Here is a 16,311-nt window from a genome sequence, read left to right as displayed (position 1 = left end):
CAGGCCGGCGCTCTGCCACATTCAAGAGATCACGCTGGAGTCACGCCGTGATGACGGCACATGGCTCACACCTGATTTGCACGAAGACCCGATATTTCATCAATTTACGGGAGGCAGGAAATGGTGTCTTTCGACAGCCTGAAAAGCGAATACGAGCGAAACTGGGCCAATCTCGAAATCCGGCCTGCACGCCTCGAGGATGCGAACGCGGTCGCCCGCAAGGCTATCAAGGGCAAGGCTACCTATCAGCAGGTCGAGCGGCTGACCGACGTGCCCTGGCATTTCATCGCGCTCTGCCATTATCGCGAATCCAACTTCGATTTCGATACCTATCTCGGCAACGGCGAGTCGCTGCATCGCGCGACGAGTATCGTTCCGAAAGGCCGCGGCCCGTTTGCGTCGTTCGTGGATGGCGCGGTGGACGCACTGAGGATCGAAAACTACGTCGGCGCGAAAGACTGGGGCGTCGCGCGAACCCTGTTCCGGCTCGAGGGCTTCAACGGCTTCGGCTATCACGCCAAGGGCTGCAACTCGCCCTATCTCTATGGCGGCTCGACGCTGTACGGCCCGCCCGAGGCGAGCGCCGGCAAATTCGTCCGCGATCATGTGTTCGACCCGAGCCACGTCGATTCCCAACTCGGAACGGCGGTGATCCTGCACGCTATGATGTCGCTCGATTCCTCGATCAATCTGGACGGCAGCCCGCAGATCGCCGGCCGCGCCGAACCCGAGGACGATGTGGCTCCGACGGTTGTTCTGATGCAGCAGGCGCTCAACCGGCTCGGCGCCAATCCGCCGCTGGCCGAGGACGGCATCTGCGGGCCGAAGACCAAGGCCGCAGTCTCGCAGTTTCAGCAGCAGAACGGCCTCAGGGACACCGGACTTCTCGATGGTGCCACGATGGCCGCCCTCACGCGCGGCACGCAGGCGGGCCCCATCGGACAAACCGGCGATCTGTCCCAGATCCTGAAGCGAGTGGAGGATCTTGCGCAATTGCTGCGGCCCTCCGCCGGAGGCGTAACGCCAGGCGGTGCGACCCCGGGAGGCGTGACATCAGGCGGCAGTTTGCCGGCAACCAACGATCCGATCGGCTTGCTGGAGCGGCTGTTCGGTCTCATCAACAAGACGGCGCCAATGCCTGGGACGGTCAAGCCGACCAGCGCCGCTCCCGTCGACCAGTTGAAGCAGGTGGTCGACCTGCTCGGCGCGGTCCTCAACAAGGACGGCAAGCCCGTCCTCGGCCAGGTCAACGGCGCGCTCGGCGAGACCATCGGCAAGCTCCTCGATGGCAAGAAGACGGCGCTCGGGATCGGCGGCTCGCTGATCACCGCGCTGCTCTCGGCGGTGACGGCGAGCCCCAACGCAGGCGGACTTGCCGGGCTGTTCGGAACGATCGTGTCGGCGGTGCCGGGCCTTGGCCAGTTCGCGATGCCGATCTCGCTGGCACTCGCGGCCTGGGGCGTGCTCGGCAAGCTGGAGAAATGGGCGCAAGGCACCGCGCCGCCGCCGAAGACGACGACGTGACGAGATAGAGCGATGAGATCGGGCTTGATGCTTGCCCGCGGAACAGGTGCACTCCCTCTCCCGCTTGCGGTCGCTTGCGGGGGAGGGTCGGGGTGGGGGTATCTCCACAATGTAGAGCCTCTGTGTGGAGGGAGCCCCACCCGGCGCTTCGCGCCGACCTCCCCCGCAAGCGGGAGAGGTTTGCACCGAGCCTGCGGCTTCGCGCGTCGGCGGCGCCTACTGACGCAGCATGATCAGGGGATCGGCGGTATCGGGAATGCGCCGCCATTGCGCGTTGTCGTCAGCCTCGAACTGCCAGGCCTCGCCGGCTTTCGACATCAGGATGATCTGGCCGCGTTCGAGCCGCCATTGCGTCGGGTTGAACTGCGCGATGGTCGCGTCGCATTTCGGCTTGAGGAACACCTGGAAATTGTCCGGCCCCGCCTCTGTGTTGGTCAGCGTCAACCCGCAGACCGGCTGGCCGTTGCCGCGCACGATCGACCAGTCGCCGATCATCTGGTCCATCGACTTGGCCATCGAGCGTGCCGCGGCGAGGTCCTGCAGGATGTAGACGCCCTCACCCTGACGCAGGCCTTCGAAAATGCCGGCCTCGACCTCGGTGAAGTCGATCACGGATTCACCGGTCGCATCCTGCAAGCGAACGATGTCGAGGCCCCTGACGCTCCAGGCAACGATGTCCTTGGTGAAAGGCAGCGCGGCCTTGCAGGCCGGCTCCAGTTCCAGCCTGAAGCCCTGACCCGCGGCGTCGGCCTTGAGCGTGACGACGCAGGTCTTGCTGCGCTCGGTGGTCGAGAGCTCCCATTGTCCGGGCATCTGCTTCTTCAGGGTCGTCGTATCCTGCGCCTGCGCAGCACCAATCGCGGCAACACATGCCGCGATCACCAACGCGAGGACCCGAACAGCGGTCATCAGCGCCCCTTCACCGGCGTTTCCGCAACCGGCGTCAACGGTGCCTTGCCAGCAAACCAGGTCTTGAGATTGTCGACGACGAGCTGATCCATCGCATTGCGCGTCACCACAGACGCCGAACCGATATGCGGCAACAGCACGACGTTCTGCATGGTCTTTAGCTCGTCCGGCACGTTGGGCTCGGCCGCGAACACGTCGAGGCCGGCGGCGAGGATGGTGCCAGATTTGAGCGCCTGCACCAGCGCCGGCTCGTCGACCACGGAGCCGCGCGCCACGTTGACCAACACGCCGCGCGGGCCCAGCGCCTTCAGAACCTCGGCATTGATCATCTTGTCGGTAGCGGCGCCGCCGGGCACGATCACCATCAGCGTGTCCACCGCCTTCGCCATCTCGATCAGGTCGGGATAGTGCTTGTAGGAGACGTCCTTGGACGGATTGCGGGAATGATAGACCACCGGCACCAGCGACGCATCGAGCCGGCGCGCGATCGCCTGGCCGATCCGGCCCATGCCGACGATGCCGACCTTGCGGTCGCGCAACGAGCCGACGCTGAGGGGATAGTTCTGCGTCTGCCAGAGGCCGGAGCGCACGTAACGATCGGCCTTGATGAATTCGCGCAAGGTGGCCAGCAGAAGACCCATGGCGACGTCGGCGACCTCCTCGGTCAGCACGTCGGGCGTGTTGGTGACGATGATGTTATGCTCGCTGGCATATTTGGCATCGACATGGTCGTAGCCGACGCCAAAGCTCGCGACGATCTCGAGCTTCGGCAATTGCGACAACGAATCCTTGTCGGCTCGCACCGTGTGATAGGTCACCGCCATGCCGCGGATCTTGTCGCGGATCGCCGATGTCAGCCGCTCGAGATCGCCTCGCGTCTCCGCCTTGTGCACGACGAAATGATCGGAAAAACCGTTGTCGAGGATCGGCCGCACCGGCCCATAAATCAGAAGGTCGATCTTTTCGGACGAAATCGAACCGGCGGTCATCAGTTTTCCTTTCCAAGCGCGCTCTCATGCCAGCGCCGTAAAACGAGGTGGGAAACTAACGCCAGCAGCCCATAGATGACAATCCCGGCGAGCGACAACAGCAGCAGCGCCGCGAACATGCGGGGTATGTTCAATCGATAGCCGGATTCGGCGATCCTGTAGGCGAGCCCGGACCCCGCTCCGGCGGTGCCCGCCGCGATTTCGGCCACGACCGCACCGATCAGCGACAGCCCGCCGGCAATCCGCAGGCCGCCGAGAATATAGGGCAGCGCCGCCGGCAGCTTCAGAAAACGCAGTGTCTGCGGCGCCGAGGCGCCGTAGAGCTGGAACAGGCCGGCGAGATTCCGATCGACCGAATTGAGCCCGAGCGTGGTGTTGGACAGCACCGGGAAAAAGGCGACGATGAAGGCGCAGACGACGACAGCGGTCTGCTGCTCCAGATAGATCAGCAAAAGCGGGGCGATCGCGATCACCGGCGTGACCTGGAGAATGACGGCATAGGGGAACAGCGAATATTCCACCCATTTCGACTGGTTGAACAGCAGCGCCAGGGCGATGCCGCCGATGCTGGCCGCCACAAAACCTTCCAGCGTGGTCAGAAGCGTGGCTGCGAGCGATTGTGACAGCACGGCCCAATCATTGATCAGCGTGAGGAAGATGGCCGAGGGCGCCGGGAGCACGTAAGGCGGGATCTCCTTGACGCGGACCACCAGTTCCCAGGCGACGAGGCCGGCCGCGAACACAATGACGGGAAGCGCGAAACGCACGGCCCGTTGTGCGTCAGATGGCCTGGCGGCGATGGCAGGCTGCAGGCTCATAGCACCGACTGTCCCGAATAGGACGGCGCCAGCGCGCCAGACACCTTGCGGCAATAGTCGGCATAAGCGACCGAGGTGCGAAATTCCTCGCCGCGCGGCTCGACCGTCTCGATCCGGAGGTCCGCCTGGATGCAACCGGGCCGCGACGTCATGACCACGACACGCTGCGACAGGTAGACCGATTCGAACACCGAATGGGTGACGAAGATGATGGTCTTGCCTAGGCGCCGCCACAGCGCGAGCAGCTCGTTGTTGAGGCGAAAGCGCGTGATCTCGTCGAGCGCAGCGAACGGCTCATCCATCAGGAGGATATCGGGATCGGTGACGAGCGCACGCGCCAGCGACACCCGCATCTTCATGCCGCCGGAGAGTTCGCGCGGAAAGGCATCGGCGAAATCGGCGAGCCCGACGCTGGCCAGCGCCTCGTCGGCACGCGCGCGGGCCTCGGCCTTCGGCACGCCCGCAAGCTTCAGCGGCAGCCGCACGTTTTCGCGCGCGCTGGTCCACGGCATCAGCGTCGGCTCCTGGAACACGAAGCCGATACCATGACCCGGCTGCACCTCGCCCTCATGGCGCGACACCCGCACCGTGCCTGACGACGGCGCGGTGAGCCCTGCGATGATGCGCAGCGCCGTCGACTTGCCGCAACCGGACGGGCCCAGCAGCGAGATGAACTCGCCCTTGCGCACGGCAAGATCGAGCGGCCCGAGCGCCATGACGCCGGTGTCGTAGGCCTTGGTCACTCCGCGCAGGCTGGCGGCGAGGGCCGTCAGGCTGGCCTCGATCCCTGGCGAGATTTTGCTCTCTATCATCGAGCGCTGCTGCCCACCTCTCCCCGTCGGGGAGAGGTCGCGCCGAAGGCGCGGGTGAGGGGGCTCAGGTCCCACGAGAGAGCGTAACCCCTCACCCGCATCGCATCTGACGATGCGATGCGACCTCTCCCTTCGGGAGAGGTGGGCGATACGGCCACACCTTTAGCGCAAATCGACATCGCTTACGGCTTGCTCGAGCGCAGCTCGACGCCGACACCCTTGTTGACGAAGCGCAGCGTATAGGACTTGCGGAAGTCGAGATCGCGCTTGACGACACCGGCCTTCACCATCTTGTCGAAGAACGAGGTATAGCGCTCGTCGCTCATCGCGCCGATGCCGTTCTTCAGGCTGTCGCCGGAATCGACGATGCCATATTCCTTCATCTTGGCGACGGAATAGGCGAGCAGATCGTCGGTCATTTCCGGATTGAGCTTCTTGATCATGGCATTGCCGGCGGAATTGTCGCGGTAGATGTAATTGTACCAGCCGACCATGGAGGCATCGACGAAACGCTGCACCAAATCCGGCTTCTTCTCCACAATCTCGCGGCGGGTCTCGATCAGGGTCGAGTAGGTATTGAAGCCGTAATCGGCAAGCAGCAGCACGTTCGGCTTGAAGCCGGCGGCCTTCTCGACCGCGTAGGGCTCGGACGTCACATAGCCCTGCATCGCGCTCTTGGGATTGGCGATGAAGGGCTGCGGATTGAAATTATAGGGCCGTACGTTCTTCTCGCTAAACCCGTATTCGGACTTCAGCCACTGGAAATAGCTGGTCATGCCCTCCTTGGAGACGAACAGCGTCAGCGGCTTGAGATCCTCGATCTTACTGACTTTTGCATCCGGCTGCGTCAGCATCACCTGCGGATCCTTCTGGAAGACCGCGGCGATCGTCACGACGGGGACGTTGTTGGCGACGGCATCGAACGACATCAGCGTGTTCGCGGCCATGAAGAAATCGATCTTGCCGGCGATCAGCAGCATCCGGTTGTTCTCATTCGGCCCTCCGGGGACGATGGTGACGTCGAGCCCGTAGCGCTGATAGGTGCCGTCGGCGACCGCCTGGAAGAAGCCGCCATGCTCGGCCTCGGCGACCCAGTTGGTGCCGAACATGACCTTGTCCAGGGTCTCGGCGCGGGCCGGGACAACCCCGACGAAGGCGGCCATCAGGCCCACCGTTAACGCTCGCCGCAGATGAGAGGGACTCATGATTACACTCCGTCGATCGCTTCTGGCCCAATCGCTTCTGGCTCATGTGAAAGCAAGGGGATAAAACCGCAAGAAGTTCGGGGACGCAGCGGCCAGGCCGCATCCCCTCAGGTGGCCAAACTACGTGACAAATTCGGGCAAAGAAACCTCCAAGGAAAACTTGATGACGCCGTCCCGCGACTGGGCCGAGATCGGCTGGGCCGAGGCCGACCTTGCGGATGTGTCGCGTTGGATCGCTGTGCTGCCGCTGGCCGCGACCGAGCAGCACGGCCCGCATCTGCCGCTCGAGACCGACGTGCTGATCGCCGACGCCTATCTCGCGCGCGTGCGCGAGCTTCTGCCCGAAACTGTTCCAGCCGTTTTCCTTCCCGTTGAACCGGTCGGGATTTCCACCGAGCATATCGACTATCCCGGCACGCAGACGCTAGCGGCTGACGTCGCGCTGAAGAAATGGACCGGCATTGGCGAGGACGTCGCGCGGCGCGGCGTGAAAAAGCTCGTCATCATCACCAGCCATGGCGGCAACAGCGCGGCAATGATGCTGGTCGCGCAGGATCTGCGAGCGCATCACAAGCTGTTCGTCGTGACCACATCGTGGTCGCGCCTGTCGGGCGCGGACCAGTTGTTCCCCGCCGAGGAAGTGCGTCATGGCATTCATGGCGGCGCGGTCGAGACCTCGATCATGCTGGCGCGCTATCCCGATCAGGTGCGCATGGATGCGATCGCGGATTTTCCCGCGAGCAGCATCGCGATCGAGCAGCAATACCGCTGGCTGTCGACGCAGCGGCCCGCGCCGTTCGCCTGGCAGGCGCAGGATCTGAACGCCAGCGGCGCGGTCGGCAATGCCACGCTGGCGGTCCCGGAGACGGGCGAGCAGCTGGTCGATCAGGGCGCGCGCGCCTTCTGCGAGCTGCTCGCCGAGGTCGATAACTTCGACGTGAACAGGCTCGCCAGGGGCCCGCTCGGCTAACTCGCATCCTCCTGGAATCGCTTAGGAAAGAGCCGGAGTCCGGGGCTGCCTGGAGGGCTTTCGAACCGGAAGCGGGGAGCCTCCGTCCAACTGGGCACGCGGACCACAACGGACCGCCTCAACCCGGATGGAGTTTTAGAATGTCGATCAAGACCAAGACTGCCGCTGTCGCCCTTGCCGCGCTCACGCTGGCCGGCAGTGTCGTGGCCACAACCTCGCAGACTGAAGCCAAGCCGCTCGGCTTGGGCTGGGGTGTGGGCGCCGGCATCGCCACCGCCGCCATCGTCGGCACCGCGATCGCCGCCAGCAACGATCCTTATTACGGCTATCACCGCTGCGGTTGGGTCGCCCAGTACAACGCCTTCGGCCAGTACATTGGCCGCGTTCGCAGCTGCTACTGATTTGAGGACCTGAGGCCGATCTCACGTGGATCCCGCGTCCGACACGGGCGCCTCATCCACCCCGTGTTGTGCCCCGACCCCGCCCGGATGTCCCCCGGGCGGGGTCATCCATTTTTGGGATCGGGATGTTGTTGCAGTCCCGTCACAGGGCGATGCGAACCATCTCCTGTGGCAATCCGCGCTAGTTGCTATTGCGAATTAATCGCAATAATGTTCGCAACAGACACGGGGACTCGGGACGAAATCGCGCCGGATCGAGATCATCTCGCCCGATCGCGTAAACAACCGGGTACCTGATGACAGGATCGCCGCGAATCGGCAGGGATACGCGGCGGGTGGGCACATTCGCGTTTGGGGGCGTTCGTTTTGACGTTGAGAGGTTACCGACACTGGTTGCTGCGCACGGCGGCGACCGCAGGCTTGCTGGGGTTTTCCGCCGCCGCCCACGCAGCCGATCTGCCGTTCAAGGCACCGGCGCTCAAGGCCATCCATGACTGGACCGGTCTCTATATCGGCGCGCATGTTGGTTATGGCCACGGCTCCTCCAGCTTCGCCCTGAACGATGGCGCGGGGATCAACGACAACGGCGTCTTCAGCGGCATGATCGGCGGCGTGCAGGCCGGCTACAACTACCGGCTCAACTCCGGCTGGCTTGTTGGCGTCGAAGGCGATTTCTCGTTTCCTAACTACATCACCTCGAATTCGATCGTCTCCTTCCTGACGACGCCCGCCAACACCGTCACGCAGCAATGGGACTACACCGCGAGCCTGCGCGGACGTGTCGGCTACACCAGCGGTTCGTGGCTGGTCTATGCCACCGGCGGCTTTGCATGGATGGGCGAGCGCTATTTCGACGCGCCGGCCGTCGGCGAAATCCCGAAGATCCTGAACACGCGGCCCGGCTGGATCGCGGGCGCCGGCATCGAATACGGCTTCGCGCCGCATTGGAGCGCGCGGCTCGAATATCTCTACAGCCGCTTCGACAGCGCCAATGTCGCCTTCTCCTCGGGGGCCCAATACACCTCCTCGCCGCTCGATTTCCAGTCGGTCAGGCTCGGGCTTAACCGCAAGGTCGATTGGCCGGGCATGCCGAGCTACAATCCGACAAGCGCGCTGACCGACACGGAATCCGATCGCTGGGAGATTCACGGCCAGAGCACTTATCTGCTGCAAGGCTATCCGTCGTTCCCCGCGCGCTACAGCGGCGTGAACTCTCTGTCTCCCTCAGCGCAGGCCAAGGCGACCTGGAGCAACAGCCTGTTCCTGAACGCGCGGCTGTGGGACGGCGGCGAGGTCTATTACAATCCGGAGCTGCTGCAGGGATTTGGACTGGACGATACGGTGGGCGCAGCCGGCTTCCCGAGTGGCGAAGCGCAGAAATCGAACTTCCCCTACCCGCACTACAACACCTCGCGTCTGTTCCTGCGCCAGACGTTTGGCTTCGGCGGCGAGCAGGAGGAGCTTGCGAGCGGCCAGCTGCAGCTTGGGCAGAAAGTCGATGTTTCCCGCCTCACCGTGCAGGCTGGCAAGTTCGCAGTGGTCGACGTGTTCGATGGCAACGCCTACGCCAAGGACGCCCGCAAGGATTTCATGAATTGGTCGATATGGGCGCCGGGTGCCTTCGACTATTCCGCCGACAAGGTCGGCCTCACCTACGGCGTCACCGCCGAGCTCAACCAGAAGCAATGGGCGCTGCGCGGCGGCTATTTCCTTATGGTCGCGGAGTCCAACTCAAATCATTTCGACACCAAGGTGCCGGAGCGCGGCCAGTACGTGGTCGAGCTCGAGACGCGCTACTCGCTGTTCTCGCAACCCGGCAAGCTTCGGACCATGGGCTGGGTCGACAGCGCCAATATGGGCAGCTTCCGCGAGACGCTGGATAATCCCGCACTCAATCTCGACATCGCGCAGACCCGGCGCGGCCGCATCAAGGTCGGCTATGTCGTCAATCTTGAACAAGCCATCACCGACGACATCGGACTGTTCGGCCGCTGGAGCTGGAACGACGGCAAATCCGAAACGATTGCCTTCACCGATATCAACCGCAGCCTGTCCGGCGGCGTTTCGATCAAGGGCACGAAATGGGGCCGCCCCGACGACGTGATCGGCATCGGCGGTGCCGTCAACGCCATCTCGCAAGATTATCGCGACTTCCTGGCCGCCGGCGGCCTCGGCGTGCTCGTCGGCGACGGAGCGCTCAACTACCGCAAGGAGCGCATCCTCGAAACCTATTACGCCTACGCGCTGAACAAGAGCTTCACCCTCACCGCCGACTACCAGCTCATCATCAATCCCGCCTACAACGCCGATCGCGGACCGGTGTCGGTGATCTCGGGACGGTTGCACGGCGAGTTCTGATCGCGGCGCAAGCACGGATTCGATCGGCCGTCGGCATTCACCTCCTGGCGGGCAGCATATGGCTTCTTGACGGCAGAATGCGCGCCTCGTCCTTCGAGACGACCACTCTTCAAATGCGATAGCCTCCCCAGTGGGCAGGGCAATCGCATATGGATTTCACGAGGATTGTCCGCGGGCTTGCTCCGCCTCTCCCGCTTGCGGGAGAGGCCGACGCGCTCGCAGAGCGCGGCGGGTGAGGGTTCTCGCCGCGCTGGGACGTCCTCCGCAATCTTCAACAATCCCGACGCGGAGACACCCCCCACCCCAACCTTCCCCGCAAGCGGGAGAGCGAGCCCACTACCGATGTCGCCGCATCGTGCAGTTCGAGTTCTAAGCGGCGCGGATCGCGTCGAGGAATCTTCCGACCTCGAGCTTGAGACGACCGCTCTCTCCCGACAGCGATTTCGCGGACGCGAGCACGTTGGAGGACGCCGATCCGGTCTGGCTCGCGCCTTGCTGCACGTCAACGATGCTGGCGGAAACCTGCTGGGTGCCTCGCGCCGCCTGCTGCACGTTGCGGGAGATCTCCCGTGTCGCCGCGCCCTGCTGCTCGACCGCCGAGGCGATCGCCGACGCGATCTCGGACATTTTGGTGATGGTGTCGCCGATCGCCTTGATTGCGCCTACGGAATTCTCGGTCGCCGACTGGATTCCGGCGATCTGCTGACTGATGTCACCGGTGGCCTTGGCGGTCTGCTCGGCGAGCGTCTTGACCTCGGAGGCGACGACGGCGAAGCCGCGTCCAGCTTCGCCGGCGCGCGCCGCCTCGATGGTGGCGTTGAGCGCCAGAAGATTGGTCTGGCCGGCGATCTGGCTGATCAGCTCGACGACGTCCCCGATCCGCCCCGCAGCATTGGCCAGCTCGCCGACATAGTCGTTGGTCCGCCCTGCCTGCTGCACCGCTTCGCCGGCGACGCGGGCAGAGTCCTGAACCTGCCGGCTGATCTCGTCCACCGAGGACGCCATTTCCTCCGCAGCCGCTGCAACGGTCTGCACGTTGGTGGATGCCTGTTCTGACGCAGCCGCGACGGTCGCAGTGACCCGTTCGGACTGCTCCGCCGTGCTCGTCAGCGTTCCCGCGGACGCTTCGAGCTGTGCGGATGCCGACGACACGGTGTTGATGACGTCGCCGATCATGGCTTCGAACTCGCGCGCGATCTGGTCCACGCGCTGGCTGCGTCTAAGCTTGGCGTCGGCTTCGATTGCAGCCGCCGCATCGGTGGCCTTCTGGGCGACGAGCGAATCCTTGAAGTGCTGCAGCGAGCCCGCCACCTGGCCGATCTCGTCATTGCGTCCCGTCGCGGGGATCTCGAGCTCGTGCTGTCCGGCGGCGAGCGCTCCGATCACGTCGGCGAGCCGGCTAAGCGGCGTCACCACGCGGCTGCGCAGCATCATGGTCACGCCAGCGAGCGTCCCGAGCAGCACCAGCACTGCGACGCCGGCGAGCGCGAGCATCGCTAGTGCACCGTCGCGCGCGGCCGAGGCGCGCTCGGCTGCTTCCGCCAGCGCCGCGTCGCGCACGCCGTAGAACATCTGTATGGCCGGCACGATGACCTTCGCCAGTTCGTCGGCGCCAATGCCATATTTGCCGTCACTGCGCGCCGCGGGCATCTCCTTCTCGATCACGGGCGCAGCGCTTCCGAAATAGGAGTCCGTTGCCGCCTTGAACGCACTGGCCATGCGGGGCGGGCTTCCGAGCTGGTCGATGCCGGCCTCGATGCGCTCGCGGTCGGCCTCCACGCGTCCCTGCATGCGATCCATCAGCGACAATTCGGCCGCCGCCAGCGGGCGGCGCGCGGACAGCGGCGGCGACAGGGTGGCCGCACGGCTGCCGGCCGAGACGCGTAGATCCTGCGCCGTTCGCGCCAGGCTCAGCAACGCCGCGAGCGAAGAATCGGCATTGACGACCTTCGCTTCGAGCCGGTTCATGATCGGTTCGATCTTGCCGAGAACCTCGGCAACGCCGGGCAGGAAGCCTTTGGTCGCAGCGCTGTCGCGCGCCGCAAGAGGAACGCCCATCGCGCGATCTGCCGCCCCGTAGATTTCCTTCAGCCGCCGCGCGGCACCGTCGAGGTTTTCGGCCATCGCGCCGCCGTCTTCCAGCGCCATGACGGCCCGCCTTGCCGCCTCGAATGCGGCGTCGGCAGCCTTCGCGGCCTTTGCCGCAGCTTCGATCTGGACCTGCGTCGCAACCATTTCCTGGAAGATCGGTCCGATGTAGGGGGCCCGGAGGCCCGCCATGCACTGGCTGACCATCAGGGTCGCACCGAAAGCGTCCACCGTCTTGATCGCGTCAGAACGGTTCGCGTAGATCCGTGTCTGAGGCACCAGCACCTCGGCGCCGAGGATGACTGCGAAAACCGTCACTGTCAGCATCGACAGCGCGAAAAGCTTCCCGATTCGCATCGTGATTCCCGAATACATGCCTGCAATGCCGGAAAACTTAACGGGCGCCGGCTAAGGCCCCGTTAAGCAACGGCAACACCGTAGTTCCGCGGGGGTGGTCGCGCGGCTCCCGAGCCGGTGGAGGTTCCTTTGCGATGGCGGGTGCGACAGAATTCGCCGGCAATTGCCGGCAAAATACCTATATCAACGCTTGGTCGGGCCATCAGGCCACACAACTTACCTCGGAACGTCAATGCTCTCCGTCGAACTCGTCATCGTCGTCGTCCTGATCGTCATCAATGGCCTGCTGTCCATGTCCGAGCTGGCCGTGGTGTCGTCGCGCCCGGCCCGGCTCTCGATGCTCGCCGCCAAGGGCGTGCGCGGCGCCGAGCGGGCGCTGACGCTGGCGGCCGATCCCGGCAAATTTCTCTCGACGGTGCAGATCGGAATCACCCTGGTCGGCGTGCTCTCGGGCGCGTTCTCGGGCGCGACGCTCGGGCAGCGGCTGACCCAATGGCTGGTCGAGCTCGGGCTGTCGTCGGGCATTGCCGATATCGTCGGGGTCGGCATCGTGGTCACGCTCATCACCTACGCCACCCTGATCGTCGGCGAGCTCGTGCCGAAACAGGTGGCGCTGCGCGATCCTGAGAGCATCGCGGTCAAGGTCGCGCCCGCGCTGCACTGGCTGGCAAGGATATCGCTGCCGCTCGTCTTTCTGCTCGACATCTCGGGCAAGCTGATCCTCACGCTGCTCGGCCGCGGCGGCAAGGCCGAGGAGAAGGTGTCGGAGGACGAGATCCACCACCTCGTCCACGAAGCCGAGAGCGCCGGCGTGCTGGAGCCCGGCGAGAAGGAGATGATCGCCGGCGTGATGCGGCTCGGCGACCGGCCGGTCGGCGCGGTGATGACGCCGCGCACGGAGGTCGACGAGATCGACCTGAACGATCCGCCCGAGACGATCCGAGAGATTATCGCAAGGAGTCCGCACTCGCGCTTTCCCGCTTCGGATGGCGATCGCGACACGCCGATCGGCGTGCTCCAGGCCAAGGACCTGCTGGTTGCCTTCATGAGCGAACGCACGCCGGATCTGCGAGCACTGGTCCGCGAGGCGCCGGGCATTCCCGCGTCAGCGGATGCTCGCGACGTGCTGGCGATCCTGAGATCTGCACCGGTTCACGTCGGTTTTGTCTATGACGAGTATGGCGCGTTCGAAGGCGTGGTCACCGCGGCCGATATCCTGGAGTCGATCGTCGGCGCGTTCCATTCCGAAGAGGGGCCGCCGGAGCCGGCTTACGTCAAGCGTGCGGATGACTCGCTGCTGATCGAGGGCTGGATGCCGGTCGACGAGTTCGGCGACCTGCTCGGCATCGAGCTGCCGCCGCACCGCTACAACACGGTTGCGGGCCTCGTACTGCAACAGTTCAACGTGCTGCCCAATGTCGGCGACGCCTTCGACTTCGGCGGATGGCATATCGAGGTGGTCGATCTCGATGGCCGGAGGATCGACAAGATTCTGGCCAGCCGGACTGGTGAGCAAGCGGCGGCGTGAGTTGGTGTGCTGAATTCTTCTCGTCGTCCCGGCGAAGGCCGGGACCCATAACCACCGAATCGAGTTTGGCGGAGACTCGCTAACTCAGATCTCGCGCTACGACTTCTCCCTGGGGGTATGGGTCCCGGCCTTCGCCGGGACATCGGAGATTGTGGCGTGCGCTCACAGCCAATCAGCCTCACCCAAACCGCACCCCAATCCGCCTTTCCTTGCGCCAGACCACGGTGCAAGCCAAATGCGTTCCGTCGGCCTGCATGACCAGGGTGAAGTGCTCGGGGATGCCGACCGGGCTCGTGACGTCGAGCGCCGCGCCGGTGTCCGAAAAATTGCGCACCGTGCAGTCGATCGCGCCGCCGCCGAACTCGATCGTTCCGGCCTTCAGCACGCGATGCCTGGATTTGTTGCGTCGTTCGTCCATGGGGCAAACCTACACCCAAAGTTGAATCAACCGTTTAGCACCAACCTTGTTCGCGATCAATTTACGAGGCGGGCCGGCGCACTCCCAACGAATAGCCACACTCACGGCGCCGGTTGGAACGTCTCCGCCCGCGCCATCTGCCAGGCGTCGCGGAAGCGCGGGTCTTCGGTGCCTTCGAGCAGCTCGCCCGGGCGCAGCGACGGATAGAGCTGTGCGAAGGATTTCACCTCGGTCGTCGAGTTGCGCTGGCTGAAGTGGATCGGGCGCAGCTGCTGCGGATGTTCGAGACCGGCCGCGGCGATCAGCTCGGCCAGCGAGTGCAGCGTGGCATGGTGGTAGTTGTGCACGCGGTCGATCTTGAGCGGCACGTAGAGCGCACGGGCCCGCGTCGGATCCTGCGTAGCGACCCCGGTCGGGCAGCGGTCGGTGTGGCAGCTCAGCGACTGGATGCAGCCCAGCGAGAACATGAAGCCGCGCGCCGAATTGCACCAGTCGGCACCGATCGCCATCGCGCGCGCCATGTCGAAGGCGGTCGCGATCTTGCCGGACGCGCCGAGCCTAATGCGGTCGCGCGCATTGATACCGATCAGCGCATTGTGGACGAAATTGACGCCCTCGCGCATCGGCATGCCCAGATGGTCCATGAACTCCAGCGGCGCGGCGCCGGTGCCGCCCTCATTGCCGTCCACGACGATGAAGTCCGGATAGATGCCGGTCTCGATCATCGCCTTGCAGATCGCCAGGAATTCCCAGGGGTGGCCGATGCAGAGCTTGAAGCCGGCGGGCTTGCCGCCGGAAAGCCTGCGCATTTCGGCGACGAACTGCATCATGCCGATCGGGGTGGAGAAGGCGCGATGCGAGGCCGGCGAGATGCAGTCTTCGCCCATCGCAACGCCGCGGATCTTGGAAATCTCTTCCGAGACCTTCGCCGCCGGCAGCACGCCGCCGTGGCCAGGCTTGGCGCCCTGGCTGATCTTGAGCTCGACCATCTTGATCTGGTCTGCGCTGGCGACCCGTGCGAACGCCTCCGGATCGAACGTGCCGTCGTGATGACGGCAGCCGAAATAGCCGGAGCCGATCTCCCAGATAATGTCGCCGCCCATCTCTGCGTGATAGGGGCTGAAGCCGCCCTCGCCGGTATCGTGCGCAAATCCGCCCATCTTCGCGCCGGCATTCAGCGCGCGCACCGCGTTCGGGCTGAGCGCGCCAAAGCTCATTGCGGAGATGTTGAACACCGAAGCCGAATATGGCTTCTTGCAGTCGGGGCCGCCGATGACGACGCGGAATTTCTCCTCGGCGCGCGTCTTCGGCGAGACCGAGTGATGCATCCACTCATACCCATCGCGATAGACGTCCTCCTGGGTACCGAACGGGCGCTTGTCCAGCTGCATCTTGGCGCGCTGATAGACCACAGCGCGGATGTCGCGCGAGAACGGCATGCCGTCCTTCTCGCTCTCGAAGAAATACTGCCGCATCTCCGGGCGAATTTCCTCGAGCAGGAAGCGAATGTGCGCCGAGATCGGGTAGTTGCGCAGGACCGCGTGGCCCTTCTGCATGAGATCGCGGATGCCGAGCAGCGTCAGCGCACCGAAGATCACGATCGGCACCAGCAGGATATCGAAGATCTTGCGATCGGCGATGCCGACGCCGATCAGAAGCGCAGTTAACACCGCGCAGATCGTCAGAACGATGAAGCGCGGCGAGAATGGAAGCAGCAAGGTTTCCATGCCCCCCTCTTCGAGGGGCCCACGGCTCGATTTTGGCGCTTTGCTATTTTCGTCGGCCACGATCACATCCTCTCATCGGAATGACGGGGTATGATACGCCCGCGTCCGTCTTACGGATATGACGGGGCTTGCGTCACAGGCTAGCGAATTCGGCCGGCGCAGATCAATCCGCCGGGAGGGCGGGCTGCTGCACCGCAATAAGGAGGT

13 protein-coding genes are annotated in these 16,311 nt (G+C 64.4%); 5 read left to right on the top strand and 8 right to left on the bottom strand.

Going from position 1 to position 16,311, the window contains the following annotated elements; translation table 11 throughout:
* Window positions 1–120: 120 nt before the first annotated feature.
* Window positions 121–1,524 carry a peptidoglycan-binding protein gene (locus tag IVA82_RS25635; RefSeq protein WP_247388220.1) on the top strand — a complete coding sequence of 468 codons (1,404 nt, stop codon included), beginning with the start codon at window positions 121–123 and terminating at the stop codon, window positions 1,522–1,524.
* Window positions 1,525–1,740: 216 nt separating this feature from the next.
* Here the strand turns inward: IVA82_RS25635 and IVA82_RS25630 are convergent, their stop codons facing one another.
* The 5 genes from IVA82_RS25630 to IVA82_RS25610 all read right to left on the bottom strand — a co-directional run bounded on the left by IVA82_RS25630 (window position 1,741) and on the right by IVA82_RS25610 (window position 6,257).
* Entirely contained in the window at window positions 1,741–2,433 is a 693-nt protein-coding gene (locus tag IVA82_RS25630; protein ID WP_247388219.1) for an AprI/Inh family metalloprotease inhibitor, read from the bottom strand.
* Entirely contained in the window at window positions 2,433–3,422 is a 990-nt protein-coding gene (locus IVA82_RS25625) for a 2-hydroxyacid dehydrogenase (RefSeq protein WP_247388217.1), read from the bottom strand. The genes IVA82_RS25630 and IVA82_RS25625 overlap by 1 nt, the downstream gene beginning before the upstream one ends.
* Window positions 3,422–4,240, bottom strand: a complete 819-nt coding sequence (locus IVA82_RS25620) for an ABC transporter permease (RefSeq protein ID WP_247388215.1) — start codon at window positions 4,238–4,240, stop codon at window positions 3,422–3,424. The genes IVA82_RS25625 and IVA82_RS25620 overlap by 1 nt, the downstream gene beginning before the upstream one ends.
* Window positions 4,237–5,052 carry an ABC transporter ATP-binding protein gene (locus IVA82_RS25615; RefSeq protein ID WP_247388214.1) on the bottom strand — a complete coding sequence of 272 codons (816 nt, stop codon included), beginning with the start codon at window positions 5,050–5,052 and terminating at the stop codon, window positions 4,237–4,239. Before IVA82_RS25615 ends, IVA82_RS25620 begins: the two co-directional genes overlap by 4 nt.
* A 182-nt stretch (window positions 5,053–5,234) precedes the next feature.
* Window positions 5,235–6,257 (bottom strand): ABC transporter substrate-binding protein, encoded by a 1,023-nt coding sequence (locus IVA82_RS25610; protein WP_247388213.1) that lies wholly within the window; start codon window positions 6,255–6,257, stop codon window positions 5,235–5,237.
* A gap of 163 nt (window positions 6,258–6,420) precedes the next feature.
* On the opposite strand from IVA82_RS25610, the gene IVA82_RS25605 reads away from it, so the two are divergent.
* From IVA82_RS25605 to IVA82_RS25595, 3 genes are all read left to right on the top strand, one after another.
* On the top strand, window positions 6,421–7,227 hold the full coding sequence (locus IVA82_RS25605; protein ID WP_247388211.1) for a creatininase family protein: 807 nt from the start codon (window positions 6,421–6,423) through the stop codon (window positions 7,225–7,227).
* A gap of 140 nt (window positions 7,228–7,367) precedes the next feature.
* Window positions 7,368–7,628: a hypothetical protein gene (locus tag IVA82_RS25600; protein WP_247388210.1), complete on the top strand. Its 261-nt coding sequence runs from the start codon at window positions 7,368–7,370 to the stop codon at window positions 7,626–7,628.
* A 396-nt stretch (window positions 7,629–8,024) separates the two neighbouring features.
* Complete coding sequence (locus IVA82_RS25595) at window positions 8,025–9,986, top strand: carbohydrate porin (protein WP_247388258.1); 1,962 nt, start codon at window positions 8,025–8,027, stop codon at window positions 9,984–9,986.
* Window positions 9,987–10,355: 369 nt separating this feature from the next.
* Here IVA82_RS25595 and IVA82_RS25590 read toward each other — a convergent pair whose 3' ends face one another.
* Window positions 10,356–12,431: a HAMP domain-containing methyl-accepting chemotaxis protein gene (locus tag IVA82_RS25590; RefSeq protein ID WP_247388209.1), complete on the bottom strand. Its 2,076-nt coding sequence runs from the start codon at window positions 12,429–12,431 to the stop codon at window positions 10,356–10,358.
* A gap of 232 nt (window positions 12,432–12,663) precedes the next feature.
* On the opposite strand from IVA82_RS25590, the gene IVA82_RS25585 reads away from it, so the two are divergent.
* The gene (locus IVA82_RS25585; protein WP_247388208.1) at window positions 12,664–13,959 is read left to right on the top strand and encodes a hemolysin family protein; all 1,296 of its coding nucleotides are present in this window, start codon (window positions 12,664–12,666) and stop codon (window positions 13,957–13,959) included.
* A 178-nt stretch (window positions 13,960–14,137) separates the two neighbouring features.
* On the opposite strand, the gene IVA82_RS25580 is transcribed toward IVA82_RS25585, so the two are convergent.
* Together IVA82_RS25580 and IVA82_RS25575 are read right to left on the bottom strand one after the other, a co-directional pair.
* Window positions 14,138–14,377, bottom strand: a complete 240-nt coding sequence (locus IVA82_RS25580; RefSeq protein ID WP_247388206.1) for a PilZ domain-containing protein — start codon at window positions 14,375–14,377, stop codon at window positions 14,138–14,140.
* A 101-nt stretch (window positions 14,378–14,478) separates the two neighbouring features.
* Window positions 14,479–16,104: an FMN-binding glutamate synthase family protein gene (locus tag IVA82_RS25575; RefSeq protein WP_247388205.1), complete on the bottom strand. Its 1,626-nt coding sequence runs from the start codon at window positions 16,102–16,104 to the stop codon at window positions 14,479–14,481.
* Window positions 16,105–16,311: the final 207 nt, after the last annotated feature.

Origin of the sequence: Bradyrhizobium sp. 142, assembly GCF_023074015.1 — a bacterium.
In the GTDB taxonomy this organism is placed as follows: Bacteria; Pseudomonadota; Alphaproteobacteria; order Rhizobiales; family Xanthobacteraceae; genus Bradyrhizobium.
The sequence above is the reverse complement of the archived record's forward strand: the minus strand, read 5'-3'. Positions and strand labels throughout refer to the sequence as shown.

Coding starts and splice junctions, on each gene's coding strand:
- IVA82_RS25635 (WP_247388220.1), top strand. CDS start 121: ATGGTGTCTTTCGACAGCCTGAAAAGCGAATACGAGCGAAACTGGGCC.
- IVA82_RS25630 (WP_247388219.1), bottom strand. CDS start 2,433: ATGACCGCTGTTCGGGTCCTCGCGTTGGTGATCGCGGCATGTGTTGCC.
- IVA82_RS25625 (WP_247388217.1), bottom strand. CDS start 3,422: ATGACCGCCGGTTCGATTTCGTCCGAAAAGATCGACCTTCTGATTTAT.
- IVA82_RS25620 (WP_247388215.1), bottom strand. CDS start 4,240: ATGAGCCTGCAGCCTGCCATCGCCGCCAGGCCATCTGACGCACAACGG.
- IVA82_RS25615 (WP_247388214.1), bottom strand. CDS start 5,052: ATGATAGAGAGCAAAATCTCGCCAGGGATCGAGGCCAGCCTGACGGCC.
- IVA82_RS25610 (WP_247388213.1), bottom strand. CDS start 6,257: ATGAGTCCCTCTCATCTGCGGCGAGCGTTAACGGTGGGCCTGATGGCC.
- IVA82_RS25605 (WP_247388211.1), top strand. CDS start 6,421: ATGACGCCGTCCCGCGACTGGGCCGAGATCGGCTGGGCCGAGGCCGAC.
- IVA82_RS25600 (WP_247388210.1), top strand. CDS start 7,368: ATGTCGATCAAGACCAAGACTGCCGCTGTCGCCCTTGCCGCGCTCACG.
- IVA82_RS25590 (WP_247388209.1), bottom strand. CDS start 12,431: ATGCGAATCGGGAAGCTTTTCGCGCTGTCGATGCTGACAGTGACGGTT.
- IVA82_RS25585 (WP_247388208.1), top strand. CDS start 12,664: ATGCTCTCCGTCGAACTCGTCATCGTCGTCGTCCTGATCGTCATCAAT.
- IVA82_RS25580 (WP_247388206.1), bottom strand. CDS start 14,377: ATGGACGAACGACGCAACAAATCCAGGCATCGCGTGCTGAAGGCCGGA.
- IVA82_RS25575 (WP_247388205.1), bottom strand. CDS start 16,104: ATGGAAACCTTGCTGCTTCCATTCTCGCCGCGCTTCATCGTTCTGACG.